Below are 26,430 nucleotides of genomic sequence, written 5' to 3'. Positions count from 1 at the left end.
CGACGGAATCGAGCGGAAGCCGCTGCGAGAAACGATGATTCTGGTGAAATCGCTGGAAATACTGAAGGAAACACCCCTTCGTCGCATCCAAAATAGAGTCAGGTGAGTCGCGATCGGCTGTTTCGTCGAGCGAGTCCCTGAACCCAGCCACGCTGGTGGTGACCGCGATCGGTCGGAGGTAGGAGACAATGAACTGTCACGAAACTCAAACGTTGCTCTCGGCTTACTACGACAACGAACTTTCCAACGAATTGCATTCGACAGTCGCCGGACATGTCCAGCGCTGCGGCCAGTGCGCGGACGCTCTTGCCGGGTATCGGCGACTCAGTGCTGCGTTTTCACACTCGACGACGCCAGCGGTTCGCGAAAATGTTTGGTTAGGGATCGCCACGGAGCTTGATGCTCGATCCAAGCAGATGTCGAGTTCGGATGCCGAGACGAAGCGATGGCGACGAGCGACGTTTCAGCGTTTCGCAATCGCAGCAGCGATGTTGCTGGTGATTGGGCTAGGGGTGTGGATGTCGCACGACGACGCGAAGCATTCCCACTCGGTTGATGAGGCTCATAGTCAAGAGTTTGTTGCCACGATGGAACACTATTTACAAATCCTCTCGGAAGACCCGGAGGTTGCGGAGCGTTTCTTGCTGGACAAGTACAGCGGACGTGTCGTCGAACCAGAGAACGCTGTCATGTTAGTAGGGTATCGTCCGACGGTGGCTAATGGGTTACCCGAGGGCTATTCGCTGGCGTCAACCAGTGTGTTGAAGATGCCTTGCTGCACCTGTGTTAAAACCGTTTGCAAACGCCAGGACGGGTCGGCTCTAGTGCTGTTTGAGCACGACGACGAGAAGGCTGCTTGGTTTGGCGAGCGTCCCAGTCGATTGGCGATGTGTGGTGACAAGGAATGCTGTCTCGTTGATTTGGATTCCAGTATCGCCGCGACATGGAAACAGGGAAGCCGAAGCGTGACAGCGGTGGGGCTGCAGAACGAAGAAGAGGCAGCCAGATTCGTGGATTGGTTTGAAGAAAAGATTTAAAGATGGATTTTGGTGACAGTTGCTCCCCAATTCCCACTCTCGCTGATTGAAACAAAAAATGGACAACCTAATGACGAAACATCGAAAGACAATTTGGATCGTTCAAGCGATCGCTTTCGTGCTGTTGGGCGTTGTCATCGCGTCCTGGTTCGGTGGTGGTGAGTCTGATAAGAGCACCGTCGTTGCGACTTCGGCGACGGGGGCGATGTCCGCGGAGCCTGCCATTTGGACGTGCAGCATGCACCCTCAAATCCGACGTGATGGTCCAGGAGATTGCCCGATCTGTGGAATGGATTTAGTGCCCGTCAAAAAGTCGGCTGGCGGTGTTCGTACGGTTTCGATCAGTCCTGCTGTTCAGAAGCTGATGAATGTGCAAACGGTGCCGGTGGGGCGAAGGTACGTGACTGCGGATGTCCGGATGGTGGGAAAAGTTGACTATGACGAAACGAGACTCGCCTACATCACCGCTTGGGTATCCGGGCGTCTGGATCGCTTGTATGTCGACTATACGGGCGTCGAGGTCAAGAAGGGCGACCACTTGGTCTACATCTATAGCGAGGAGCTTTACACCGCCCAGCAGGAATTGATCTCGGCGATCGAATCCAGTGCCAGTCGTCCATCGTCACGATTCGTAAAGCCGATCGACTTGGCGGAGTCCGCTCGAGAAAAACTGCGATTGCTGGGGATTACGGAAGAACAGATTCAGGAAATTGAACAACGTGGCAAACCGACCGAACATATCACGATCTATTCACCCGTCGGCGGAATCGTCATTGAAAAGCTTCGTCAGGAAGGTGATCGTGTACGCACCGGCGATCGCATCTACACCGTTGCGGACTTGACTCATTTGTGGGTGCAGATGGATGCCTACGAATCGGATCTTACTTGGCTGCGATACGGGCAGGAGGTCGAGTTCACAACAGAAGCCTATCCAGGAGACGTTTTCAAAGGCCGAGTGGCATTTATTAACCCCGTATTGAATGAAGACACGCGGACGGTGAAAGTGCGTGTGAATATCTCAAACGAAGACGGGCGGCTGAAGCCCGAAATGTTTGTGCGAGCAGTGGTGAGATCAAAGATCGCTTCGGGCGGTCGTGTGCTTGATGCATCGTTGGCTGGAAAATGGATCAGTCCGATGCACCCCGAGATCGTCAAGGACGAACCGGGCAATTGTGACATATGCGGAATGCCGCTGGTTCGCGCGGAGTCACTTGGTTACGTCACGGCGGAACCCAGTGATACGGCCAAACCGCTGGTGATTCCGGTGTCGGCAGCACTACTGACGGGAACCAGAGCCATCGTCTATGTGCAGGTTCCCAATGCAGAAGAGCCCACCTATGAAGGACGCGAAATCGTACTCGGTCCGCGTGCGGGCGATTTCTATCTTGTCAAAGCGGGCCTCAAAGAAGGCGAATTGGTCGTGACCAACGGTAACTTCAAACTCGATAGTGCTCTACAAATATCGGCCAAACCGTCGATGATGACACCCGCAGGTGGCGGTGGTGGCGGAGCCCACAATCACGGCGGGGGAACAATGCCGAAGGGAGATGGCGGGGAAACGCAGGAACATGCGGCAATGTCGCTTCCGCCGCAAGTAAATCAGCAAATGGTGGCGGTCATCGATTCGGTCGACGCAATCGAGAAGGCGATCGAAGAGGCTGATCTGAAAAAGATTCCCGGCGCCTTCGCATCGCTGGGGAAGCAGGTTGAGGCGGTGAACGGACAAGCGTTGATGGGGGACATGGCGGCACAATGGGGTGAGTTCGCGATGTTGCTGCGAAACGACTCCGTCGAAGGCCAAGATGTCAAGTCGTTGCAAGAAGCAGACCGTGTGTATTTGGTCACGAAAGATCATGCGAAGCGACTGCAGGCAATGTTCGGCCTGGCTCATCCGAAACACGAGATGCCGGTTGAAATGCTCGATGTTCCCATCGCGTTTCGTGAACAACTCGATCGCCTCTTGTCACCTTACTTGGCAATCGGCGAAGGACTCGCGTCGGATGATTTGGATGCCGCCACAACCGGTGTTGGCCAACTGAATCAAGTGTTGAACTCGATTGACAGTGGCGGACTCGACGCTGGAGTCTCGAAACGATGGCAGGCGGAACAAAAAGGGTTGTCGGCGATCGCAGGGCGACTTGTCAAGGCCGATGATTTGGAGTCCATGCGGTCGGCCTTCGTCCTGCTCTCCGACGAGCTGATGTCGATCCAGCGGACGTTCGGCTTCAAGAAAGCGAATCAGATGTATGAGTTGCATTGCCCGATGGCGTTCGATGGACGTGGTGCGACATGGATTCAAAACAACGAATCCGTACGCAATCCGTACTACGGCGAGTCGATGTTGAAGTGCGCCGATCGAGTTGAGAAGTTGGAAGCTGAAAAGCTGGGAATCGAGGAGGTGGGAGGTGGGAGCATGGCGAAACCCCATCAGCACTAACCGTTTCCAACTCATTGGCTCCCTGCTTCCGATTCCCAGCTCCCAACTCCCAACTGAAAAATGCCAGCTAACGACGACACAGCCGACGATATCAAAGCAGCACGCCGAACCATCCTCGGTGGCATCATCTGGTTCTGCATTCACAACAAGCTCGTCGTCGCCTTGATCGTATTGGCCATTATCGGCTGGGGAGTGATGACCGCTCCTTTTGACTGGAAAGTGGGCGAACTGCCGAGAAACCCGGTGCCGGTGGACGCGATTCCGGACATCGGCGAGAACCAGCAGATTGTCTTTACCGAATGGATGGGGCGAAGTCCGCAAGACATTGAAGATCAGATCGGGTATCCGCTGACCGTTGCGCTTTTGGGGCTACCCGAAGTGAAGACGATTCGCAGCTATTCGATCTTCGGTTTCTCGACGATCTACATCATCTTCAACGAAGAAGCGGAATTCTATTGGTCGCGATCGAGAGTGTTAGAAAAGCTAAATAGTTTGCCGGCAGGGACGCTTCCCGAGGGCGTTCAACCCGCGCTCGGACCCGACGCGACGGCTCTCGGTCAAATCATGTGGTACACGCTGGAGGGGCTCGACCCCGATGGCAATCCGACCGGAGGCTGGGATCTCGACGAATTACGAACTTACCAGGACTGGTACGTTCGCTATGCGATCACAGCAGCCGAAGGCGTCAGCGAGGTCGCGTCAATCGGCGGCTTCGTCCAGGAATATCAGATCGACGTTGATCCCGACGCAATGCGCGCCGCGGGCGTCAGTTTGACGGACATCTACATGGCAGCGCGAATGTCTAACGTGGATGTTGGTGCGCGTACGATCGAGCTGAACAAGGCCGAGTACATCGTTCGCGGTCTTGGTTTCATCGAAGGTGTGGAAGATATCGAGAAGGCCGTTGTCAAAGTTTCCGACAACGTTCCGATCACGGTGAAGGACATCGGTAGTGTGCGTTTGGGGCCTGCGCTGCGCCGCGGGGCGTTGGACAAGGCCGGTGCTGAAGCCGTCGGAGCGGTGGTCACTGTTCGTTACGGATACAACCCGCTGCAAGCGATCAAAAACGTCAAGAAAAAGATCGCTGAAGTTTCGGTGGGGCTACCGACGAAGGTTGTCATTGACTACACGCAAACTACTGCCGAGCAAGTTGACGCTTACGCCGCTGCGAATGAGCTTCCAATCACGGGCGGTATCGAACCTGTCCACGATCCTTGGGTCGCACACCTGAAAAACATGCCTCGCCAGCAGTGGCCAAAGTGGATCACCACCAGCCAAATCGGCATCGTTCCCTTCTATGATCGCACCGGAGTGATCTACGAGACGCTCGGTACGCTGAACACGGCACTCACCGAAGAAATCCTGGTCACGATCATCGTGATCATCGTGATGGTCTTGCATCTGCGAAGTTCCATCTTGATTAGTGCTTTATTGCCGGTTGCTGTCTTGATGTGCTTCATTGCCATGAAGACCTTCGGTGTCGATGCTAACATCGTTGCACTCTCGGGCATCGCCATTGCGATCGGGACGATGGTCGATATGGGGATCATTCTGAGTGAAAATATATTGAAACACTTGGATGAAGCCGATCCCAACGAAGACCGTGGCGACGTCATCTTCCGAGCAGCCAACGAAGTCGCATCGGCGGTGTTGACGGCGGTATCGACGACCGTGATCAGTTTCTTGCCGGTATTCACCATGATCGCAGCGGAAGGAAAGTTGTTCCGGCCGTTGGCGTTCACAAAGACGTTTGCACTGGTCGCGTCGGTGATCGTCGCACTGACGATCATTCCGCCCGCCGCGCACGTGCTGATGGGTGGCCGTGTCAAGTCCGACTTCTTACGCCGTTTCATGCACATCGCGTTGATCGGTGCGGGAGTATTGATTGCGGTTCTGGTTTCGTGGTGGGCCGGTGCGATCATCGCGGGCCTCGGACTGTACAAACTTCTCGAAGATCGAATTCCGGCAAAGTTCCAGCGGTCCGGTCCCATGATCGCTAACGCCTTGGCGGTCATCGTCGTCACGTACATCTTGGCTGAGCATTGGCTGCCGCTTGGTCCCGAAAAAGGAATCGTCCGCAATCTATTCTTTGTGGCTATTTTGATCGGGGGACTGCTTGGCTTCTTCACGGTATTTCAGAGATACCTTTATGAACCGATCCTGCGTTGGTGTTTGGGGCACAAGTTACTTTTCCTTTCCATGCCGTTAATGATTCTATTGCTCGGGGCCAGTTCGTGGCTGGGATTTGATAGGGTCTTTTCATTCATCCCGAAGACGGCGTCGATGGTGGGTATCTCGGAATTGACCGTGCGAGAGTCAAGGCCTTGGGTCGCTGCCAGTGCAGCGTTTCCGGGCTTGGGCAAAGAGTTCATGCCGCCGTTGGATGAAGGTTCGTTTCTGTACATGCCAACGACGATGCCACACGCGTCGATTGGCGAAGCAATGGATGTGTTGCAGTTGCAGAACAAGTTCCTGATTTCGATTCCCGAAGTGGAGTCGGTGGTAGGGAAAATCGGTCGCGCCGAGAGTCCGCTCGATCCGGCGCCCATTTCGATGATCGAAACGTTTATCACGTACAAATCAGAATACAAGACCGATCAGAACGGAAACCGATTGAAGTTCCGCTACGACGAGAATGCAGATGACTTTGCGCGGGATAAGGACGGAAAACTTATCCTTGAACCGCACGGACGGCCGTTCCGGCAATGGCGAGAAGAAATCAAATCGCCCAACGACATTTGGGAAAAGATCACCGAAGCCGCGGATATTCCCGGTACGACGTCGGCGCCGAAGCTTCAACCGATCGCCGCAAGAATCGTGATGTTGCAAAGCGGTATGCGGGCGCCGATGGGAATGAAGATCAAAGGCCCCGATTTGGAAACAATCGAAAAAGTGGCTCTGCAGATTGAAGGTTATTTGAAGCAAGTGCCCACGGTGGAGGCTCCTGCGGTGATTGCGGACCGGATCGTCGGGAAGCCCTATTTGGAAATCGACATTGATCGCGATGCAATCATGCGATACGGCCTGCAAATTCGTGATGTTCAAGATGTGATCGAAGTGGCGATCGGCGGCAAACGCATCACGACGACCGTTGAAGGCCGCGAGCGTTATCCCGTTCGAGTTCGCTATTATCGCGAGCTCCGAGACAGTTTCGAGTCTCTTGGCCGGATTCTTGTTCCCACGCCGATGGGGCCGCAGATTCCCATCGAACAGCTTGCCGAAATTCGATACGTTCGCGGACCGCAGATGATCAAGAGTGAAGATACATTCCTGGTGGGTTATGTGCTGTTCGACATGAAGCCCGGTAACGCGGAAGTCGACGTGGTCGAAGACGCTCAGGCGTTCTTGCAAGAGAAGATCGATAGCGGCGAGTTGGTCTTGCCCGCCGGTGTCAGTTACACGTTCGCGGGCAACTACGAGAATCAAATTCGCTCACAGAAGACGCTGATGATTGTCTTGCCACTGGCACTCGGGTTGATCTTCTTAATTTTGTACATGCAGTTCAAGTCGGTCATCACAACGTCATTAGTCTTCAGCGGGATCATGATCGCCTGGGCGGGTGGCTTCATCATGTTGTGGCTCTACGGAACCGACTGGTTTCTCAACTTCAGCTTCCTCGGTACGGAAATGCGGGAGTTGTTCCAGGTTCACACGATCAACCTAAGTGTAGCCGTGTGGGTCGGCTTTCTCGCGTTATTCGGTATTGCCAGCGATGACGGTGTGGTGATCGCGTCCTACTTGGATGAAAGCTTCCGAAAAGACAAAATCACAAACGCTGAGCATGCACGCGAGGCCACAGTGACCGCCGGCATGCGACGTGTTCGGCCATGCTTGATGACTACGGCCACCACGTTACTGGCACTCATCCCTGTACTCACCTCCACCGGACGCGGAAGCGACATCATGGTTCCGATGGCGATCCCCAGTTTCGGCGGTATGACGATCGAGATTATGACGATGCTGGTCGTCCCCGTGCTGTATTGTGCCGCGATGGAATGGAAGCTGAAGTTCGGAATCAAAGACGAGAAATTTGCTGAGAATGCTTAGTTGGGAGTTGGGTAACTAGCACGAAAAAACCGCACCGACATGCACCGATTTGGTACGCATCGCTGCGGTTTAACAAAATTCAGTTAGCAGAGTCGCCAAGGGATGGGCAAGAACGCTCGTCTTCTCCCAGCTCCCTTCTCCCGACTCCCAGCTTTCGCCTATTGCTTGAGTTCGGCGTGGTCATGGCGGGCATGATCGTGGCCTTCTAGCGTTCCCGCTTTTTTCAGCTCTTCGGCTTTGGCAAGCACGGCGGCTGGGTTGGATTGGGCCTTCTTGGTGCATCCGCCACAGCACAAGTAGACGGGTTTGCCGTCAACTTCCAATTTGATCGGAGCTCCCATCGATCCGAGAAAGCTAGTGTTTGCCACGGCGCAGTATTTTTGTGCTTCCACTGCCATCCGTTCATTCATCGGCAACTTGGCAAGCGTCTCCGTTGAATCACGCAGCTTCATGACGGTTTTGACCGTTTTGGCACCACCGGCGACCGCGTCCTCAACACAACCTTTACAGCACAGGAACACAGGTTTGCCTTCGATCATCACCTTCAGCGGTGTGCCCATCGAGCCGAGGCGATCGTAAGTCATGATTGGACAAAAACGCTGAGCTTTTACAAGCTGCTGATCTTGCGGCGAGAGCGTCGTCAACGACGCTTCGATCTTTTTCTCGGCGTCCATCATTGCAGCGTGATCGTGGCCAGTAGCGTGAGCGTGACTGTCGTCGGCGGCAGCAGTGCTGATCCCCCCAACAGAAATGGCGGCAGCGGTGACGACGGCATATGCGAATCGTGCGATCTTCATTCAGTAATTCCTTCGTGTGGGAAGACATCAGAGGTCAATTTGCTTGGTTAGATGCAGCTCGTGAGGTGATCCTTCACGAAAAATTCGATACTTAATCGAACGCTGATTTAGGCAAGCATCAGTTGACTGCCAGCAGCGTATCTAATTCATTCAAATCACGCAGTCCAAACGCGGTCATACGGCCTCGATCAGCCTTCCAAGTGACGGCGAATCCCTGATCGCTCTGGCTGACGTGCAGCTCATGCTTCCCACGACGCACCCGTTGAACAGGTAAGTCGCCAAAGTTGACGTTTTGACCACGGCATTGCTCGATAACGATAAACGTCGAACCATCGGGTCGCTGGCAAACACAGGCCACACAGTTGCACTCACCGGGGCCGCAGGTGCATTCGCCCTCGGCACAATTGCAGTCCGGCATTCTCAGCAGTTGCGTCGAAACCAGCTTTGTCCCCCCCGTCAATGTCGACTCAACCGATGGTTTGTAACCCATGTCTCTTTCGACTTGCTCGATCGAAGCTTCTCTACCTTGATACTTCATCGACAACGATTGCATCGCTACGAGCGTGTCTTCACGCTGCAGTGACACGACGTCTTGGAAGTCGATCGCAGACACGCTGCCTGATTCGGCTCCGTGGTGCGAATGACCTGAATGAGCCATTTTCGGCGACGGCTCGTCGGGCCGTTGCGTCCATACCAGGATCAGGATGGACGCTGCGATCGTAGCGACAACGGCGAGGATGCCCTTGATGCGTGACGACTTGCGTTTGTCGCTTGCCGGTCGATCGGCCAACACGACGGGCTGCTGAGTTTCGTTCAGTCGCGCTGCCACCGCAGACCACGGCGGAGCTTGCCTCGCAGCTGCATCGATGCCCCAACCTAGTCCGCGTATCTGCTCAAAACTGGCAATTTCAGCTTGGCAAGACTCGCAGCTTTCCAGGTGCGAACGGATTTCTTCTGACAACGCCACCGAAAGCTCGCCATCGAAGTAGACAGATAATTGTTCCTTGATCGTGTCACAACGCATATTCGATGTTCCAAAGCAATGTCGCCCCGTGGTACTGTCGACCAGGTTTGCGACTGTTTTAATCGCCAGCCGGTAATTCTTCTATAACCACTGCGTATCTCGGCTAGCGACTCACCCGGTTGGATGCTCGCCGACTGGCGTTTCTTCACGATTTTTGGAATCTTTTTCCGAATGAATGCCGGGCCATGGCTAATGCAGTCGTGTCGATAAGCAGAGCGAACAATGCGATCAATGCGACCAAGAGCGTACCCTTGATACCTATATGGGGTAAGTTACGATTGGGATTCGTGATGGCAAAAAAGCAGAACGACCGATGAGCGTACGCAGGTCCACAAGCAACGATTTCATGAGTGAACTATGAATGTTTTCGGTGACTTGCCCCGCGTTTTTGACAAACAATGACGGGATGCGATAGCACGACCCAACTCAGCAACGTTCGTAGCTCACTATTTGTTGGCGGTTACAATCTGGTCGTGATTCGGCACATCGAGGGGCATTTGCTTGAACAATTCGCACGTTAGCCGCTCCGCAGGCGATCGAACCGTCGCTGCTGACCACGAGTCTACGCAGCGGATGGTTGCCGCATGTATTGCGAATGACCAGGACGCGATGCAAAGACTGTACGAACGATGCAGCCAACGTGTCTACGCGCAGATGGTCCGCATGGTCGGACCGCAAGACGCGGACGACATGACTCAGCAAGTGTTCATCCACTTGTTCCGCAAGCTCGATCGATTTGATGGCCGCTCGACGCTGGAAACATGGGTTTATCGATTGGCGAGCAACGAGGCACTGCAGTTTATCCGTGCCCGCTCGAGGCATCCGACTGACGCGTTGCTGATTGATCCTGCGAGTTCCTCTCGTGACACGCAAGAAGAGTCAGAGAGAGCCGAGTTGCTGGACGTTGCACTGTCGAACCTCGATCCCGAATTGCGAGCAGTGTTAGTTTTCAAAGAGCAAGAAGAAATGTCATACCGGGAGATCGCGGAGGCAGTAGGCATCCCCGAGGGCACGGTCGGTTCGCGATTGAACCGCGCACGTGCTGAGTTGCGAGAGAAATTGCTGCAACTCGGGTGGGAATAAGGATAGGGAGATGTTTTGCTCCCAGACTCCCAGACTCCCAGACTCCCAGACTCCCAGACTCTTTAATAGGGACAACCAACCGTGCGATCTATCTGAGCGATCGTGCCCGCTAGCGTTGCGTTGATGCGGGCGAGCTGGGTTTCGAACATCAGCAACTCGCGGTAGGTTTCGATCAGGGTGAAGAAGTCGGTGCGTTCGCCTCGGTAATCGGCAATCGCCAGCTTCAAAGTGTCTTCCGTTCGCGGCACCAAGCGGTTTTCGTAAATGTCGGTTTGTTCGACCAGCGAATCGGCTTGAGCAAGTAAGCGACGCAAGCGGCCATAGATTTCGTCTCGTTCGGCCTCGAGCCTTTGTTGCGTGCTGCTAGTCCGACGACTTGCCTCGCGAACGCCCGCATTGATCTTTTCACGCCAGATCGGAAGCGTTGTTCCCACGGTGAAGCTGAGATTGTCGTGGCCATCGGCAACGCCGCTGAGCACATTGTTTTTGTCGCTGACAATGCCCCAGTTCAGACCCACCATCAAGTCCGGGTACTGTTGTAAACATGCGAGCCGCTGCTTCTGACGATCACGCTGTATTTCAGCCGCGAGACCTTGTAGATTCGGATTGCACTGTTCGGCTTGTGCAATCAGCTCGTCTAGCTGCATCGGAGCGTCGGCTAGCCCGAGTTCGTCAAGCACCTCGGGGATCAGCGAGAGTGGTTGCTGCAAGAGGGCGGCAAGATCGGCTTGAGAAACTTGTTTTTGCTTGCGTAGCTGGACGAGCTGGTCATCGAGTCGGTCGGTTTCGAGTTGTGCTCGAAGAACGTCCTGCTGGGTGCCGCCCGATCGATAGCGGGCTTCTGCCACCTTGGTTAGATCGTCAACGAGATCACGTGTCTCTTCGATGATCTGGATCGCTCGCGTTGCGTACCAAACTTCGTAATAGGCCAATCGGACGGACTCAGTGATCTGCCGCTCAATCCGCTGGACCTCTGCCTGCGCCATCTGGGCTTCACGGCTAACGATCGTGCCTTTGGTTCGCAACTTGTCAGGGTACGGAATGCCTTGTTGAAGTGACATCTGGTTGGCGATCCGCCCGCCTGCGGTTTGCAATGCGTTGTCTTGCAACGGCCAGAAGGTGTTGTTGAGCTGTGGGTCCGGCAGTGCGGTAACTTGTGGGATGCGTTCGTATTCTGCTTGAACACGCTGCCGAGCTGCTTGGATGCTGGGGTGGGCGGCGAGAGCTTGGCTGACGAAATAGTCGACCGGTAGGCCGTTCACAGCCGTGGCGACAGCACTGGTGGCCGTTTCCCCTGCATTAGGCTCTCCGCTCTCTCCCGCTTCTGCACCGTCATTTTCGTCGCTCTGCAGTTCTACAAGAGTTTGGTTCTGGTTACCTAATTCATCCCCGTTTCTGTTGACGAGAATGGGCGGATCCAGGTCGAACTGCTGGGCAAACACGACCTCGCTTGAAGATGTCTGTTCACCATACCCAACCACCGTAACGGCGGGGTATTCGTCATTGCGGCCGTCTTCTTGCTGAACGAGGGCATTCGATTTGACATCAGCAGCAGCCATCTGAGGGGTAGCAGCATGTTCGGTCCGTGCCAAGCGAGCGGTCCCGCTGGCACAGCCACCTGCGGAAATTGCGATCAAGGACAAAGCCAGCATTTTACGCTTCCGACTGCCCGAAAACGTATTGATTTGTTGAGGTTGCATGACAAACTGGCTCCGTCCAGCTATCCTATTTCACGTGGAAAGTTCGGCGATCGAACAGATTCGTCTTGAACTCTCTAGCCCTATTTCCGATATACTCCGTATACCGGTCGTAGGTATCCTTTTCGGAAGGTCAAAGTGTTTCGCTGTCGTTTAATTCGTACCGTCGTTAATCTTTCACTGATCGTCGTAATGATGATTCAGCCGGGGATGGCGTTGGTATTTGCGAATGACTGCGGGGCGAATTGTGCAACGACCTTCACTTGTGATGGCTGTGGATGCTGCGAAGTTTCCACGTCGACCGAGAAATGTTGCTGTTGCGGTGGCGGCTCCGATGATCATGCCAGCGGCAGTTGTTGCATGGGATCGACCGAGCCAGAATCCTCTGCATTTGATCACGACACAGCTCTCAGTGAGACGCTGACGCTGAAGGTCATCGTGATCAACACGGCTGATTCCGTCGTTATGAATGAGTTGGCGACAGCGGAAATGGTGTCAGGTTGCCAGTGCGGCATTGAAAGCCAACCTCTTGGTGACTCGTCGCCAATGCGTCCGACGATCCAGCAACGCGATGTAGTTGCCGCTCGTTTCGCGGACTTGGCAACGATCTTTGGCGATGCGGTTCCACGGGTCCCACGCAACGTCGGTAGTGAAGAGTCGATCTCACCGCCCCACTTCTCTCAAATACATCTCTGTATTTGGCGTCTGTGATTACGTCTGCTTAGGCAGTTTCATGCGCGTTTTACGATGCGCGTCCACGCCGTAGCGGAAGTCGTCAAGACTTTCATTGTTCGCTGAACATCCACGCGACTCTTCACGAGTTCCGCTACCCAGAGAGTCAATCCGTCCACAGTGCCACAGCTTGGACGATCGTGAATGTTCGACGACGAATTCTCTGCGGTTCGTTGTCGGTCAGTCACAACTTTTCACTTCAAACACAGCCGTCTTGATCGAGCAGTCCCAAAGTCAATCTGAGTGACAAGGATGCATCTATTATGAAAAAAGATAATCCAAACAACGATATCAAGGTTGAAGCGACGGCTTCGTCACCGCCGACATCGCAGTCGTCCAGCGAAATGAAAAACGGTGACTCTAGCGGTAGTGTTGCAGCCTCGCATGCCACCGAAACATCAGCGGTAGATTCATCGCCCGCGGAGGCGATCTCGCATCAAGCTCCCGTGACAACTGCGCCGGTCGGTGAGGCAAAGTTCGGCGGTTTCGGTTGGCTGCTTCGTGTCGGTGCGAATGCCGGTGCCGTTACGGTTGTCGCCGCACTTGTCCTGATCATGATCGGTGTCGCGCAGCGATTCGACTGGATCACGCCTGATGGGTTCTCTGGTGCTGGGGTTGGTAATGCGGTTTCAGCGGCAGGTGATGGCGAAGAAAAGCGATACATCTGCCCAATGAAGTGCACGCCGCCTTCGACCGAGCCGGGTCGTTGCCCGGTGTGCGCGATGGAATTAGTCGAAGCGACTGGCGGTGGCGGTGGCGACGGTATCTCTGTCACGATCGAGTCGGCTGCTCGTCGCTTGGTCGGCATCCAAACCGCCCAAAGCAAACTCGGCGAAGTGACTCGCACGATTCGCACCATCGGTTCGATCGACTTTGATGAAAGTCGCCTTTCGACCATTTCGGCCTACATCGATGGACGCCTCGAAGAATTGTACGCGGACTATGTCGGTGTAAAGGTAAGCGAAGGGGATGACCTGGCGCTGATCTACAGTCCCAAGCTTTATTCAGCGCAAACCGAGTACATCTCAAGCCTTGAAAGCAAATCAGTTGGCCGATTCAGTCTCAATAATTCCGACTTGCAAGCGATGGCTGAGGAGAACCTCGGCGAGCTTGGCATGACTGATGGTCAGATTGCGGACTTGAAAAAGAGTGGCAAGCCACAGTCTCGCATTCGCATCAAATCACCTCAAACAGGAACGGTTCTGGAAAAGGCCGCGGTCGAAGGCGACTACGTCAAAACCGGCCAGAAGATTTATCGTATTGCCGACCTGACATCCGTTTGGATGATGCTCGACTTGTTCCCCGATGACGCGGCGTCGATTCGATTCGGCCAGCAAGTCGAGGCCGAGATTCAGTCGATGCCCGGCGAAGTCTTTACAGGCCGCGTGGCATTCATCGACCCCACGGTGGATCCGACGACTCGCACGGTTCAGGTTCGCGTGGAAGTGATGAATTACGACGGCAAACTACGACCGGGCGATTACGCGACGGCTCGCATCACTGTCCCGGCAATTCCGACCGACGTGGTCTACGATCCCGCGTTATCGGGCAAGTACATCAGTCCGATGCATCCACAAGTGATTCGCGACGAACCGGGCGATTGCCCATTGTGTGGCATGTCACTGATTCCCACAAACCAACTTGGTTACGCCGACGAGCCGCAACCGGAACAGCAAGTTGTCACAGTGCCTCGCGATGCGGTGTTGTTGACGGGTGACCACGGAGTCATCTACGTCGAAACCGAACCGGGCCGATTTGAAATTCGCCGTGTCACGGTGGGAGTCATGAACGATACCGATGCAGTGATCGTCGAAGGCATGTCGCCGGGTGAGACGGTGGCGACAGACGGTAACTTCCTGATCGACTCGCAAATGCAGCTCGCTGGTAACCCGTCACTGATGGATCCCAGTAAAGCGCCTAGCTATTCGCCGGGACCGCTGCAGTTACCGGTCGGTGATCCGGTGATGTTGACGGGCAAGCCAGGTGAGCAATTCGATCGTGCCTACGATGCCTACTTTGAAATTCAAGCTGCCATGGCAGCGGACCAAACGCCACCACCGGTTGCCTTGAACACGCTGCTGGACGCCCTGGCGAGGCTGGAAATGCTTTCCGAAGTCCCTGATGATGCGCAGCTCCGATTCGCAAGTGCACGTCGCGGGGCATCGCGGATGGACGGTTCATTGGAAACCGCCCGCGAGGCGTATCGCAGCGTCAGCCATGCGATGTTGAAAGCGGCAACGACGGCCCGAGGCCCCAAGACGGCCAAGCGATTGACTCACTTCTACTGCCCCATGGTTCCTGGCGGCGGCGGTGACTGGATGCAGCCCGGCGGTGAGCTAGCCAATCCGTACTGGGGCAGTGAGATGTTGACGTGCGGTGAATTGGTGAGGGAGATGGGAGTGAGGGAGCTGGGAGCTGGGAGTGGTGAAGACAGTGAGGAGACGGCAGTGAGGAGTGAGGAGATTGGAGTAATGAGAATTCAGGTGGGGGACATGCGATGAAACCTTATCTCCCTACTTCTCACTTCACGATTATCACTTTTTCAGAGAACCCACTTCTCCGGATGATTGATCATTGCGACGAGCATTCGAAGCACCTCTTCGTATCGCTCATCGAGTTCCTCACCAATCTCTTGCGTGATGTATTCGTGAGCGACTGCGAAGTCGATCCAGGTTTGAGTTTCAGCTGCTTCCGATTCAGCAACGTTCAGCGTGCTAAGGAAATATTTTTCATAGCGGCGTTTACGCCAAGCTTCAGCCAAGTTGGCGGATACACTTCGTGCCGACCGCCGCACTTGGTCGGTCAGCGAATACATTTCTTCAAGTGGAAAGCGTTTCGATATTTCAAACACCTCACATGCGGCGGCGAACGATTTTTGGTAGACGAGCAAATCACGATGGCTTTTGATGACACTCATCATGGTTGTCCATTGTTGAGGGAATTGAGGAGACTGCCTGCAGTTTATCAAATCTCCTCACTCTCATCTCCTCACTCCTCACTGGGGAACAATGCTTAATCTCCTCATCAAATTCTGCATCAAAGAACCCTGGCTCGTCATCCTGCTGACGATCGGCGCTTCGGTCGGTGGGTACTTCGCTTTTAAAGCGGTTCCTATCGATGCGATTCCTAACGTTGGCGAAAACCAAGTCATCGTGTTGACTCCGTGGCCGGGTCGTTCGCCCAAAGACATTGAAGACCAAGTCACGTACCCGCTGAGCGTTTCGTTGCTGGCCGTGCCCGGTGCCGAGTCGGTGCGCGGCAAGAGCATGTTCGGTTACAGCTTTGTGCAGGTCACGTTCAAAGACGAGATCGACTTCTACTGGGCACGCAGCCGTGTATCGGAACAACTTGGTTCCGCTGCATCGCAATTGCCTGACGGGGTAGTGCCACAGCTCGGTCCAGACGCCACCGGACTCGGGCAGATTTACTACTACACGCTCCAGCCGCCGAAAGAAGGCATGAGTTTGGCGGAGCTTCGCAGCATGCAAGACTTCGTCGTCAAATACGAACTGCAAGCCGTCGAAGGCGTTAGCGAGGTGGCGTCGATTGGCGGCTATGTTCGCCAGTATCAAATCGAAGTTGACCCGGACAAACTGCGATTTCACAACGTTTCGCTGGACAAGCTAGCCTTGGCGGTTAAGGGGTCCAACGTCGATGTCGGTGCCAAAACCGTCGAGTCGACGGGGATGGAGTACATCGTTCGCGGCAAAGGTTTCCTTGGTACTGACGGTGATAAAGAGAAAGCCATATCGGACATCGAAGACACCGTGATCCTGCAACGCGGTGGGGTCCCCGTTCGCGTCAGTGACGTCGCCAACGTGCAACTTGGTCCAGACTTTCGCCGTGGTGCACTGGATTACAACGGAGCGGAAGCAGTCGGTGGCGTAGTCGTGATGCGGTACGGAGAAAATCCGCGAGTCGTGATCGATCGGGTCAAGGAAAAGATCGCGGCGATCACTCCGTCGCTAAAGGGAGTCAAAATTCATGGTGTTTACGATCGCAGCGGTTTGATCGACGAAACGATGGCCACGCTGACTCATGCCCTGCGTGACGAGATCATCATTACAGCGATCATCATTCTGCTGTTCCTGATGCATATCCGTAGCAGTTTTGTGGTTGCGATCTGTTTGCCTGCTGCCGTGCTGATGTCGTTCATCGCCATGCACGTCGTGGGCGTCGGTTCCAACATCATGTCGCTGGCCGGTATCGCGATTGCGATCGGCACAATGGTCGACATGGGGATCATTGTCTCGGAGAATATCTATCAGCACTTGGCGGACTGGGAGAAGGAAGGCAGTGAGGAGAAGGGAGTCAGGAGAAGGGAGAGTAAGGAGCGGAGCGATGAGCCCTCGAACGATGTCTCCTCACTCCCGTCTCCTCACTCCTCACTTTCCTCTCCTGCACTCCCACCTCCCACCTCCTCCACTCGATCGCGGAGCGAAGTCGTCTATGACGCGACGATCGAAGTCGCTCCAGCCGTAGTTACTGCGGTGGCGACGACGATTGTTAGTTTTCTGCCTGTGTTTTTTCTGACCGGCCGCGACTATCGCCTGTTTTCGCCGCTGGCGTTTACAAAGACCTTCGCGATTGCGGCGGCGATGATCACGGCGGTCACGATTGTGCCTGCCCTTAGCCGATTGTTCTTGAAAAGTGCGAACTATCGGAAACGAACCGCACTGGCGGCGGGGATTTCGTTCGCGGGTTTGCTTGCTGCAACGTCACACTTCATGTGGGGCGATGATTTGGCGGACCATTTCGGTGTCGACCATTGGATCGTCACCGTGGTAGCGGCAGCGCTGGCCTTCGTCTTCGGATGGCAACTGCTTCGCGAACGCATCCGGCCGATTGAAGAAATTCCGTCCAGTCGCTTCGTGCACTGGATTTATGCCGCACGATTGAAGCATGCACTGAATCACAAGGCGTTTGCTCTGTCGTTCCCCGTGATCCTGCTGTTTGTCGGCGTCGGAGCGTATTTTGGTATGCCAACGGTTCTGCAACCCGTTGAACGTGTGGCGCGTGTTTTTGGTGCCGAGTTGAATGACTTTCCTGGTTACGTCGATGCAAAACATATCTTCACGGGGTTGCAAAGCGATGACTGGATTGCGTTGGACGAAGGCAGTTGGTTTTACATGCCGACGCTTTATCCAGCCGCCAGTTTTTCGCAAGCGATGCAAGTGCTGCAAACGCAGGACGTACTGATTGGCCAGATTCCAGAAGTGAAAGATGTTCTCGGCAAGATTGGTCGTGTCGAATCGGCTCTTGATCCGGCACCGGCGTCGATGGTCGAGACCTACGTCATGCTGAAACCGAAAAGCGAGTGGCGCGAGGGCGTCACCGCTCGCGACGTCTGGGATGAAATCAACAAGGTCGCCACTCTGCCTGGTGTTACGCCGGCAGCAGCCTTGCAGCCAATCGAAGGCCGAGTCGTCATGCTGCAGTCTGGTATCAAAGCGCCGATGGCGATTCGCGTTTACGGCGACGAACTCGATACGCTGGCCGCTGCTGCAATGGACGTCGCAGCCACGTTGAGAGAATCGCCGCTGATCAATGCAGGCACCGTCAATCCCGACATCGTGTTAGGCAAACCGTACATCGAATTCACGGTCGATCGTGACGCTGCGTCTCGCTATGGCATGAGCGCTTCGATGGTCAACCAGGTCATCGAAACCGCGCTCGGTGGGATGAACCTGATCAAAACCGTCGAGGGACGCGAACGGTATCCGGTGCGTCTGCGATACAACCGTGGTTTGCGAGAACGGATCGACCAACTCAATCGCTTGCCCGTCGTGACACACAGCGGCGCAGTGGTTCCGTTGCAGGAACTTGCCACACTGGAAACTACTTGGGGGCCAGGGGCGATCAACAGCGAGAATGGGCGTTTGGTTGCACACGTTTCGTTCATGACCAATGGGAAGAAGGGGGATCTGGAATCTATCGCTGCGATCGAAGAGCACTTACGTCGGGCGCAGAAAGGGAGTGAGGGAACAAGTGAGGAGAAGGGAGTGAGGAGTGAAGAGAAAGGAGAAAGTGGTGAACTGTCAAACGATGTCTCCTCACTTGCGAAGCCTCACTCTCGTCTCCTCACTCCTCACTCCTCACTCCCCAGTTCCCCCACTCCAACTCTGGTTCTACCTACGGGTTATTCACTTGAAGCCGTTGGTAGTTTTCGAAATCAAATTGAAGCCAACCTGCGGCTGATGTGGATCATCCCTGTCGTGATCCTGATCAATCTGCTCTTGATCTACTTCGAGTTCCGGAACTTGCCGATCGCGATGGCGGTCTTCACTGGTATTCCTGTCGCCTTTGCTGGAGGAATGGTTTTGGTGGCATGGATGGAGGTTGAGTTGAACACAGCTGTCTGGGTCGGGTTTATTGCTCTGTTCGGACTGGCGGTTGACGACGGTGTCGTGATGGCCACCTACATCCATCAGTTGCTGCAAAAACGCAAGATTCGAAGCGTACAAGATATTCGTGACACGGTTTATGAAGCTGGATTGAAACGCATTCGTCCCTGCATGATGACGACGGTGACCACATTGGCAGCGTTGATCCCCGTGCTGATCGCGACGGGCCGCGGAGCCGATGTGGCACGCGCGATGGCGATTCCGGTGTTTGGAGGCATGTTAGCGGAACCGTTCACGTCCTTCATCGTGCCCACGCTCTACAGCGCTTACCTGGAAACAAAAATGCGATTCGGTTTCCGAGATGAACTCTGGGAAGAGAGTGAGGAGTGAGGAGTGAGGAGTGAGGAGTGAGGAGTGAGGAGTGAGGAGTGAGGAGTGAGGAGTGAGGAGTGAGGAGTGAGGAGTGAGGAGTGAGGAGTGAGGAGTGAGGAGTGAGGAGTGAGGAGTGAGGAGTGAGGAGTGAGGAGTGAGGAGTGAGGAGTGAGGAGTGAGGAGTGAGGAGTGAGGAGTGAGGAGTGAGGAGTGAGGAGTGAGGAGTGAGGAGTGAGGAGTGAGGAGTGAGGAGTGAGGAGTGAGGAGTGAGGAGTGAGGAAATCCTCGACACTTTTTTTGCAGGAAGGTGAAGAAATCGCACCGACCTTGCATCTAACACACAATCGATGAACCGAGCGGCCGAATGGATTGGTCGCGATACTTTTATGGAGTCTTAAATATGAATTACAAGATCTTACTCACCGCTGCGTTTGTCGTCGCAACGACCACGATGGTCAACGCCCAGCACGATCACGCTGGGCACAGCCACACAATGCCAGGCCAAGCCGCTACGGCTGGAAATTCGCAGGGCGTCGCGGGACCGCATGGCGGTTCCTTGAAACAGGCCGGTGGCGTGCAATTGGAAACCATCGTTTCCCAAGGCGGGATCCAAATGTTCGTCTATGACAAAAGCGGCCAACCGGTCTCCGTCAACAAAGGACGCGGTGCGGCGTCGTTACGAGTCGAAGGAAACGCTAAGCGATATCGTTATGACCTGTTGCCTGATGGCAAGGGCGGTCTGACCGCAGTGGTCAATCTGTCTCAAATCGCTGGCCGACAAATCGAGGTTGCCATTCAACTGGTCGGCGTCTCGGTGACACCAGGACAAACCATTGCCCTGAACGAAGTCGCGACCGTCCCCGCGAGCGAAATGCAACTGGCCGCTGCCGCGATCGCGCGGCAGAAAATCTGTCCTGTCAGTGGCAAACCGCTTGGCAGCATGGGCGACCCCGTGGCCGTCGATGTCAACGGACAGCGAATATTCGTGTGTTGCGGTGGATGCGTCAATGCCGTCAACGCTGACCCCGCCAAGTACGCTGCGGGACGTCCACAAATCACAGTAAGTACTTCGACTGCCGCCGACGCGGCTGCGATCGCTGCTCAGAAAGTTTGTCCCGTGATGGACGAGCCGCTGGGCGGCATGGGAACTCCAATCAAAGTGATGGTCGGCGACAAGCCGATCTATCTGTGCTGCAAAGGCTGTATCAAGAAAATCGAAGCCGAGCCTGCAAAATACCTTGCGATGGTCTACGGAGACCAAAAGGCGAGTGCGGGAGTTGGGAGTGAGGGAACAAGTGCTTCGAACTTGAAGATCTCCGTCACTGAGGCAACGCAAGGCGATGCACTGTTGATTGCCCAGCAGAAGAATTGTCCCGTGATGGACGAACCGCTAGGCAGCATGGGAACGCCGATCAAGGTGTTGGTCGGCGACAAACCCATCTTCTTGTGTTGCAAAGGTTGCATCAAGAAAGTGACCGCGGATCCAGCCAAGTATTTGGCAATGGTTGACGGCGGAAACTCCGCAGGGAGTGTCCCTGCGGGCACGGAACAAGTTCGCGAAGGCATCTTTAAAGTCAGTGCTGACGACGCCCCGTTCATTGCCGCACAAAAGATTTGTCCCGTGATGGATGAACCTCTCGATGCGATGGGAGGCCCTTTCAAAGTTCATGCTGCTGGCAAAGCAATCTACATCTGCTGCCCTGGTTGTGCCAAGAAAATTGCAGCCGAACCAGCGAAGTGGTTGGCGGTTTTGGAATCTCAAGGAGTGCAAGCTCCTGTGCTCCGCTAGGAAGAAAGTTGGGGAGTCTGGGAGTGAGGGAGCCTGGGAGAAGGGGAGAGATTTACTCCCAGACTCCCAGACTCCCAGACTCCCCCACTAAATAACGCGGGGGCGGTGTCTTCGAACGTTGCGGCTCGTTCGCAATCGAGAACCACGCCGTCCCTGCCTTTTTATTCTCATCAAAGACATGGATGTCGAAATGAAAACGAATGCAAAAAAGACCGCGATGATGATCATGATTATTTTTTCTCTTGCCTCAAGCACTGGCTGTGTTTCTGGGCGATTACCTTGGCTCGCGAACGAGCAAGAACCATTGCCGATGGATAGTTATGTCGCTCAAGCGGTCTCAAACATCCAATATGAAACGGATGTTGACTTTGCTCAGGACTATGAAACAGCAGCAAGTTATACGGTTGCTGATACACGCACAGCAGCGCGACCAAGCGTGGGTTCGAGTGATAGTTGCTCCAGCGGTTGCTGCGAATGATGCGTATCATTTCTCGGATTGTTTACCTCCCTTACAGGGTCATGCGTCGCGTCGCGATTGCCAATATATGCTGCTTTTTTGTCGCTGATATCAGCGACCTGCCAGTGACCGAATTACCCAGCGGGATGGTCTTTACTGAACTGTCGCCTGCGAAGCTCATTGCATTGCGTAATGACTATCCCAGGAAATTTGGTCCAGAGCATCTTGGCTATCTTCAAAAAAATCTAGCACGAGGGTTCGCGGTGTTTGATGGCAAGCTGCTTGTCTCGACCATCTGGATGGCGAAGGGAAATATTCCGGGCGAGATCAATCACGATGGAAATCTGGCGACTCAGTTGCCGCTTAGTCTTCCCGATGGAATGGCGTACGTCTTTAGTGTCGTTGTCAGGCCGGAATATCGCGGTCGGCGATTGTACGGAGTAATGGTTTCGGAGTTGTCGAGTCGACTAAAGGTGGAAGGTTTTACACGATTGATGCTCACCACCGAAGGATCCAACCACCGTGCATTACGTAGCGTCCGGCGGATGGGGTTTCAGGAGATTGGCCGCAGCATGTTGTTTGGTCTTGGTAACTTTGTGTTGGCGAAGTATCCCTCACGACCGCTTCCTAATGGAATTCAAATTGGTCGTTATGCGGGTGAGCCACAGACTGAGATGATCGAAGAGACGGTTTAATTGCCCAGCAGGAGCGTGCTGTCATTCCACAGAAACGCGGGGGCGGTGTCTTCGAACGTTGCGGCTCGTTCGCGACTTAGAACCACGCCGTCCCTGCCTTTTTTCTCAATGTTCCTATCCGACGGCATAACCGTTACGATCCGGCGCAAACGACAGCCAATTCTCGGTCTCGCGTCGACATGGCTGTATACCCCTTCCCCGTAATGGCGATAGCTAAACAGATGTCGCAATTACCTTCAGGGACGGAGATCCAATCATGCTTCCAACTATTTCACGCTGGGTCGTGGTCAGCTCCGCGGTCTTACTTTTCGGATCATATGCCTCAGCGCAAAAAACAGGGGGGATCGAAATTGGGCGGATGGAATCAGGGCGAATGGGATTGCCTGAACCCGTGACGTTGGACGCTCCGGAAATGTCCGACAAACCAGCGAGTGTGACCAACCCCAGTGGGATCTTGCCGCTCGCAACCGGTGGACCGTTTGTATTCGAGCCGCTGCCGATGGCGAGCGGCGGATGCAATCCGCGACCCAGTCTGTCGTGCACCGGTCCCGATTTCAGCAGTTGTAGCAAACGTCTCTACTACGGCACCAATCCCTGCGATGACGATCCGGTGCTGCCGCTCTACCCCGCCATCAACGACGGGTTGACCCAACATTGGTACCAGCATGCCTTTCGCATGATCACTCGCAAGAAGACGATCACCGAAGCGATCAAATAGCTGGGCGGAATTTGTTCTGTAACCAGACTTGACTTTAGTTCGGCAATGAATGCCGCGAACGGAATGGCCTCCGTTCTTCACGCACAAAGACGGATCTTATCATGCACGCCTTACGACGCGCCGGTCGCATTCTCGCATCGACATCCTTACTGCTCGCGACAACGTCGGTCGTCGCCCAGCAACCCATCACTGATTCTCAGCAGGTCGAGCGTCATGGGCCCGATGCCCACAACCCGATGCCTGGCCCATCGCCCAAGGCACTGCGGCCTCGCGTTGGTGCTAAATTTATCGAGCCGCCACCGGTCCCGCCTGTTCCTGAGTCTTTGGTCCAGGGCATGATTGGCAGCGAAGAAACGGCATTGACGCTTCAAACTCTGGAAGCGATGGCCTGCCGCCAAAACCCAACACTGACTCAAGCCCAGGCCCAAATTCAGGGCGAATTGGGCAAAGCAATTCAGGCCGGTTTGGTCCCCAATCCGACCGTCAGGTACGTCGGCGAACAATGGGGCCTTGATGGCACGGCCGGTGAATGGCAGGGAGCGGAGTTTTCGCAACGGATCGTCACCGGACGGAAATTGCAACTCAGCCGAGCCAAGTTCCTGCAACTAACGCGGGCGTCGCAATGGCGTGCTCTTGAACAAGAGTATCAAGTTCTGAACGATCTTCGCATCCATTTCTGGATGGCACTGGGCCGTCAAGAATTGGTCCAAATTCATGAAGATATTTTGAAGAATGCGGAAGATGCCGTCGTGACGTCCCGCGAGCTTTACAATGTCGGCCAAGCGACGCGGGCCGCAATGCATGACGCCAACGTGCTACTGCAGAAATCTCGTCTCGACCTGATGATGGCTCAGAACAACTATCGTCAAAGTTGGTGGGAGTTGATCTCGATCGCCGGAACTCGGATGCAACCGGCTTCTTTGGTCGGCACCCTCGATGGTCAAGTTAACCCGATCGAGTTTGATATTGCGTTAGATCGCCTACTGAGCGAAAGCCCTCAAATACTGGCCGCACGTGCGAAGCTGCAAGCGGATGAGATCAAGGTCAAGCGAGAAACCGTGGAACCGATTCCCGACTTGGTCGTGAGTTACGGCTACGGACGAAACTTTGAGGCAAAAGAGAACACGCATAACACTAGCTTGGCGATCGAAGTTCCTCTGTATGATTGGAACCAAGGCACCATCCGACAAGCAGAATCGGATGTCGTTCGTCAACAAGCCGAAATCAACCGCATTGAATTGATACTACAGCGTGATCTGGCCAGGGTTTACCAAGCCTACTTGATGGCGATTCAAAACGTTCGCAGCTATCAAGACGTCATCGTGCCCGAATCGAGAATGGCATACGAAGTTCTACTCGATGCGTATAAAGAGGACAGAGTCGATTGGCCGCAGGTACTTGAAAGCCAAGTCAAGTACTACCAAATGCGTGCCCAGTATATCGATCATCTGATCAACTGGCGGACCAACGAGACATTGATCGCCGGCTACTTGCTGCACGGCGGCTTGATGGCACCGACCGGACCTCAGCCTCCAGGACATATTTCGGCGGTTCCAAAACCAAGGTAAGCCGCTCTACATGTCCATGCCCATCATCTTAGGGGCCGCTTCGTATCGTTCTGGATCACCGAATCGACGAACAATCTCCGCGAAGACGGCCCCTTTTTCCACCGGTTCGTTGCTCTCCATCACCATCTGGTACAGATCGTCCGGCAACACTCGCATCACCGTCATCAACCCCTTCACCGCCATCGCGTAATTGGCACGCATTCCTTTGACCTCGCGGCGACTCCAAATCGCTTTCATCTGTGACTCGGAACGTTCCATCCCCAGCATTTTCTGGGGATACCCAGGGGTATCAAAACCAGGATCATTGCGAGTGAAGTCCACGGTGGGACGAGTGGACGTGTTTTGCAAGTAGCGATCTACACTAACGTCTTTGCGAATGCGAGGGCCGACCTGCCGAGTCATATGGTTCATCATGTGATGGACCATATGACAGTGGAAGATCCAATCGCCAGGATTGTTCGCGATGAACTCAAAATTCGTCGCTTGTGCGACGCCGACAAGTGAGTTGTTGCGAGGTACCCAGGCACTGCTCGGTGTACGCGCCCCTTCGTGTCCGGTTTCCCAATAGGTGTGGCCGTGCATGTGGATGGGGTGATGCTGCATCGGGGCAAAGTTCAGCAGACGCACCCGCACTCGTTCACCGTGCTTGCAGACTAGAGGTGTCGTGTACGGACCGCTACGTCCGTTAATCGTGTGCCAGTTCCAGTCCATCCGCCAGCTATCTGAGACCGTCTGAGTGGGTTCGATGAAGAAATTCTGGAAGATCAAACCGAAGTCACGATCAACGGGCGGATCGTAGACTTTTTTGGGATGCACGATGAACCAGCCGACGCTGCCAAACGCTTCCTGCATCGCGACGTGCGAATGATAGAAGAACGTACCCTCTTCGTGGATATCAAATTCGTAGACCATCGACTTACCCGGTTTGATGGGATTCTGCGTCAACGTCGCTGCGCCATCGTACTGCACCGGCATTTCAAAGCCGTGCCAGTGCGTAAAGGTGTCTTCGGGGAGTTCGTTGGTAACGATAATACGAACGCGATCTCCTTGGTTCACTTCGATCGTGGGTCCCGGCATGCTGCCGTTGTAGCCGTAGACATTCATCTTGTAGCCGGGCAGGAACTCACGCTCGACGGGCATCGGGACAAGATGAAACTCTTTGGCACCGTTCACCATTTTCCAGGGCAGTTTCTGCAGATCCGGAGCTTCAAAAGGTGCATGGCCCGCCGACGCTGGTCGGAATCCCGGCATCTTCTTACCCAAATAGAACGGCGATTCCGGATCGTTCCCGCGGCTCGGTTTAAACCGGCTGAAGCCGTCCATCTCCGCCTGCACCTCAGAGCCAGCGGGGATATCCGGTGTGGTAGACGAATTGCCGATCGGCGCCGGTGCATCGGGATCGTTGGGAAGGCTTGGTGTCTTGCCTGGTTCCTGTGCGATCGCGTTCCCTGCTAGCCCAACGGCGGCGGCGATGCCGCCAGCTTTTAAAAATTTGCGTCGGTTTTCGATGTTAGTCATTAGATAGTTGCTCAATGTAATAGTGGGATGGAGGGCCGGTTCTCACCGGCCAATCACAAGCTGGCCGGTGGGAATGATTTGTTCGGGGACCGGGGTGACGGTTTGAACAAGACAG

General features: G+C 54.7%; 17 protein-coding genes. 12 read left to right on the top strand and 5 right to left on the bottom strand.

Translation table 11 applies throughout. The annotated features are described in order from the left end of the window. Window positions 1–188: 188 nt before the first annotated feature. From SH528x_RS26070 to SH528x_RS26060, 3 genes are all read left to right on the top strand, one after another. A complete protein-coding gene (locus SH528x_RS26070) occupies window positions 189–1,037 on the top strand; it encodes an anti-sigma factor family protein (RefSeq protein ID WP_442506373.1) in 849 nt (282 codons plus the stop codon). A gap of 70 nt (window positions 1,038–1,107) precedes the next feature. Then, on the top strand, window positions 1,108–3,474 hold the full coding sequence (locus SH528x_RS26065; RefSeq protein ID WP_442506372.1) for an efflux RND transporter periplasmic adaptor subunit: 2,367 nt from the start codon (window positions 1,108–1,110) through the stop codon (window positions 3,472–3,474). A 60-nt stretch (window positions 3,475–3,534) separates the two neighbouring features. After that, window positions 3,535–7,521, top strand: a complete 3,987-nt coding sequence (locus tag SH528x_RS26060) for an efflux RND transporter permease subunit (protein ID WP_442506371.1) — start codon at window positions 3,535–3,537, stop codon at window positions 7,519–7,521. A gap of 158 nt (window positions 7,522–7,679) precedes the next feature. Here the strand turns inward: SH528x_RS26060 and SH528x_RS26055 are convergent, their stop codons facing one another. Both SH528x_RS26055 and SH528x_RS26050 read right to left on the bottom strand, forming a co-directional pair. Beyond that, entirely contained in the window at window positions 7,680–8,318 is a 639-nt protein-coding gene (locus tag SH528x_RS26055) for a hypothetical protein (protein ID WP_442506370.1), read from the bottom strand. A 118-nt stretch (window positions 8,319–8,436) separates the two neighbouring features. Then, window positions 8,437–9,342 carry a zf-HC2 domain-containing protein gene (locus SH528x_RS26050; RefSeq protein ID WP_442506369.1) on the bottom strand — a complete coding sequence of 302 codons (906 nt, stop codon included), beginning with the start codon at window positions 9,340–9,342 and terminating at the stop codon, window positions 8,437–8,439. A 501-nt stretch (window positions 9,343–9,843) separates the two neighbouring features. Between SH528x_RS26050 and SH528x_RS26045 the strand changes: the two genes are divergently transcribed. Then, complete coding sequence (locus SH528x_RS26045) at window positions 9,844–10,425, top strand: RNA polymerase sigma factor (protein ID WP_442506368.1); 582 nt, start codon at window positions 9,844–9,846, stop codon at window positions 10,423–10,425. 62 nt (window positions 10,426–10,487) lie between these two features. Here the strand turns inward: SH528x_RS26045 and SH528x_RS26040 are convergent, their stop codons facing one another. Continuing rightward, window positions 10,488–12,125: a TolC family protein gene (locus SH528x_RS26040; RefSeq protein ID WP_442506367.1), complete on the bottom strand. Its 1,638-nt coding sequence runs from the start codon at window positions 12,123–12,125 to the stop codon at window positions 10,488–10,490. Window positions 12,126–12,314: 189 nt separating this feature from the next. Here SH528x_RS26040 and SH528x_RS26035 point away from each other — a divergent pair, with 189 nt between their 5' ends. Both SH528x_RS26035 and SH528x_RS26030 read left to right on the top strand, forming a co-directional pair. Continuing rightward, on the top strand, window positions 12,315–12,833 hold the full coding sequence (locus SH528x_RS26035) for a membrane or secreted protein (protein ID WP_442506366.1): 519 nt from the start codon (window positions 12,315–12,317) through the stop codon (window positions 12,831–12,833). A 365-nt stretch (window positions 12,834–13,198) separates the two neighbouring features. Then, complete coding sequence (locus SH528x_RS26030; RefSeq protein ID WP_442512179.1) at window positions 13,199–15,355, top strand: efflux RND transporter periplasmic adaptor subunit; 2,157 nt, start codon at window positions 13,199–13,201, stop codon at window positions 15,353–15,355. A 41-nt stretch (window positions 15,356–15,396) separates the two neighbouring features. Here SH528x_RS26030 and SH528x_RS26025 read toward each other — a convergent pair whose 3' ends face one another. Beyond that, window positions 15,397–15,774, bottom strand: a complete 378-nt coding sequence (locus SH528x_RS26025) for a four helix bundle protein (protein ID WP_442506365.1) — start codon at window positions 15,772–15,774, stop codon at window positions 15,397–15,399. 88 nt (window positions 15,775–15,862) lie between these two features. On the opposite strand from SH528x_RS26025, the gene SH528x_RS26020 reads away from it, so the two are divergent. From SH528x_RS26020 to SH528x_RS25995, 6 genes are all read left to right on the top strand, one after another. Next, complete coding sequence (locus tag SH528x_RS26020) at window positions 15,863–19,588, top strand: efflux RND transporter permease subunit (RefSeq protein ID WP_442506364.1); 3,726 nt, start codon at window positions 15,863–15,865, stop codon at window positions 19,586–19,588. A gap of 382 nt (window positions 19,589–19,970) precedes the next feature. After that, on the top strand, window positions 19,971–21,359 hold the full coding sequence (locus SH528x_RS26015) for a hypothetical protein (protein ID WP_442506363.1): 1,389 nt from the start codon (window positions 19,971–19,973) through the stop codon (window positions 21,357–21,359). A 190-nt stretch (window positions 21,360–21,549) separates the two neighbouring features. Beyond that, on the top strand, window positions 21,550–21,837 hold the full coding sequence (locus tag SH528x_RS26010; RefSeq protein WP_442506362.1) for a hypothetical protein: 288 nt from the start codon (window positions 21,550–21,552) through the stop codon (window positions 21,835–21,837). After that, window positions 21,834–22,511, top strand: a complete 678-nt coding sequence (locus SH528x_RS26005; protein WP_442506361.1) for a GNAT family N-acetyltransferase — start codon at window positions 21,834–21,836, stop codon at window positions 22,509–22,511. The genes SH528x_RS26010 and SH528x_RS26005 overlap by 4 nt, the downstream gene beginning before the upstream one ends. Window positions 22,512–22,767: 256 nt before the next feature. Beyond that, complete coding sequence (locus SH528x_RS26000; protein ID WP_442506360.1) at window positions 22,768–23,229, top strand: hypothetical protein; 462 nt, start codon at window positions 22,768–22,770, stop codon at window positions 23,227–23,229. A 101-nt stretch (window positions 23,230–23,330) separates the two neighbouring features. Next, complete coding sequence (locus tag SH528x_RS25995) at window positions 23,331–24,797, top strand: TolC family protein (protein WP_442506359.1); 1,467 nt, start codon at window positions 23,331–23,333, stop codon at window positions 24,795–24,797. Between the two features lie 6 nt (window positions 24,798–24,803). Here SH528x_RS25995 and SH528x_RS25990 read toward each other — a convergent pair whose 3' ends face one another. Beyond that, window positions 24,804–26,315: a copper oxidase gene (locus SH528x_RS25990; protein ID WP_442506358.1), complete on the bottom strand. Its 1,512-nt coding sequence runs from the start codon at window positions 26,313–26,315 to the stop codon at window positions 24,804–24,806. Between the last annotated feature and the right edge of the window lie 115 nt (window positions 26,316–26,430).

The sequence above is a fragment of the Novipirellula methanifontis genome, assembly GCF_052161655.1.
Classification (GTDB): Bacteria; Planctomycetota; Planctomycetia; order Pirellulales; family Pirellulaceae; genus Novipirellula.
Note: the sequence above shows the minus strand (reverse complement) of the source record. Positions and strands in the feature narration are given on the sequence as shown.

Coding starts and splice junctions, on each gene's coding strand:
- SH528x_RS26025 (WP_442506365.1), bottom strand. CDS start 15,774: ATGATGAGTGTCATCAAAAGCCATCGTGATTTGCTCGTCTACCAAAAA.
- SH528x_RS26015 (WP_442506363.1), top strand. CDS start 19,971: ATGAATTACAAGATCTTACTCACCGCTGCGTTTGTCGTCGCAACGACC.
- SH528x_RS25995 (WP_442506359.1), top strand. CDS start 23,331: ATGCACGCCTTACGACGCGCCGGTCGCATTCTCGCATCGACATCCTTA.
- SH528x_RS26050 (WP_442506369.1), bottom strand. CDS start 9,342: ATGCGTTGTGACACGATCAAGGAACAATTATCTGTCTACTTCGATGGC.
- SH528x_RS26065 (WP_442506372.1), top strand. CDS start 1,108: ATGACGAAACATCGAAAGACAATTTGGATCGTTCAAGCGATCGCTTTC.
- SH528x_RS26030 (WP_442512179.1), top strand. CDS start 13,199: ATGAAAAACGGTGACTCTAGCGGTAGTGTTGCAGCCTCGCATGCCACC.
- SH528x_RS26000 (WP_442506360.1), top strand. CDS start 22,768: ATGCTTCCAACTATTTCACGCTGGGTCGTGGTCAGCTCCGCGGTCTTA.
- SH528x_RS25990 (WP_442506358.1), bottom strand. CDS start 26,315: ATGACTAACATCGAAAACCGACGCAAATTTTTAAAAGCTGGCGGCATC.
- SH528x_RS26055 (WP_442506370.1), bottom strand. CDS start 8,318: ATGAAGATCGCACGATTCGCATATGCCGTCGTCACCGCTGCCGCCATT.
- SH528x_RS26010 (WP_442506362.1), top strand. CDS start 21,550: ATGAAAACGAATGCAAAAAAGACCGCGATGATGATCATGATTATTTTT.
- SH528x_RS26040 (WP_442506367.1), bottom strand. CDS start 12,125: ATGCAACCTCAACAAATCAATACGTTTTCGGGCAGTCGGAAGCGTAAA.
- SH528x_RS26005 (WP_442506361.1), top strand. CDS start 21,834: ATGATGCGTATCATTTCTCGGATTGTTTACCTCCCTTACAGGGTCATG.
- SH528x_RS26020 (WP_442506364.1), top strand. CDS start 15,863: ATGCTTAATCTCCTCATCAAATTCTGCATCAAAGAACCCTGGCTCGTC.
- SH528x_RS26035 (WP_442506366.1), top strand. CDS start 12,315: ATGATGATTCAGCCGGGGATGGCGTTGGTATTTGCGAATGACTGCGGG.
- SH528x_RS26070 (WP_442506373.1), top strand. CDS start 189: ATGAACTGTCACGAAACTCAAACGTTGCTCTCGGCTTACTACGACAAC.
- SH528x_RS26060 (WP_442506371.1), top strand. CDS start 3,535: ATGCCAGCTAACGACGACACAGCCGACGATATCAAAGCAGCACGCCGA.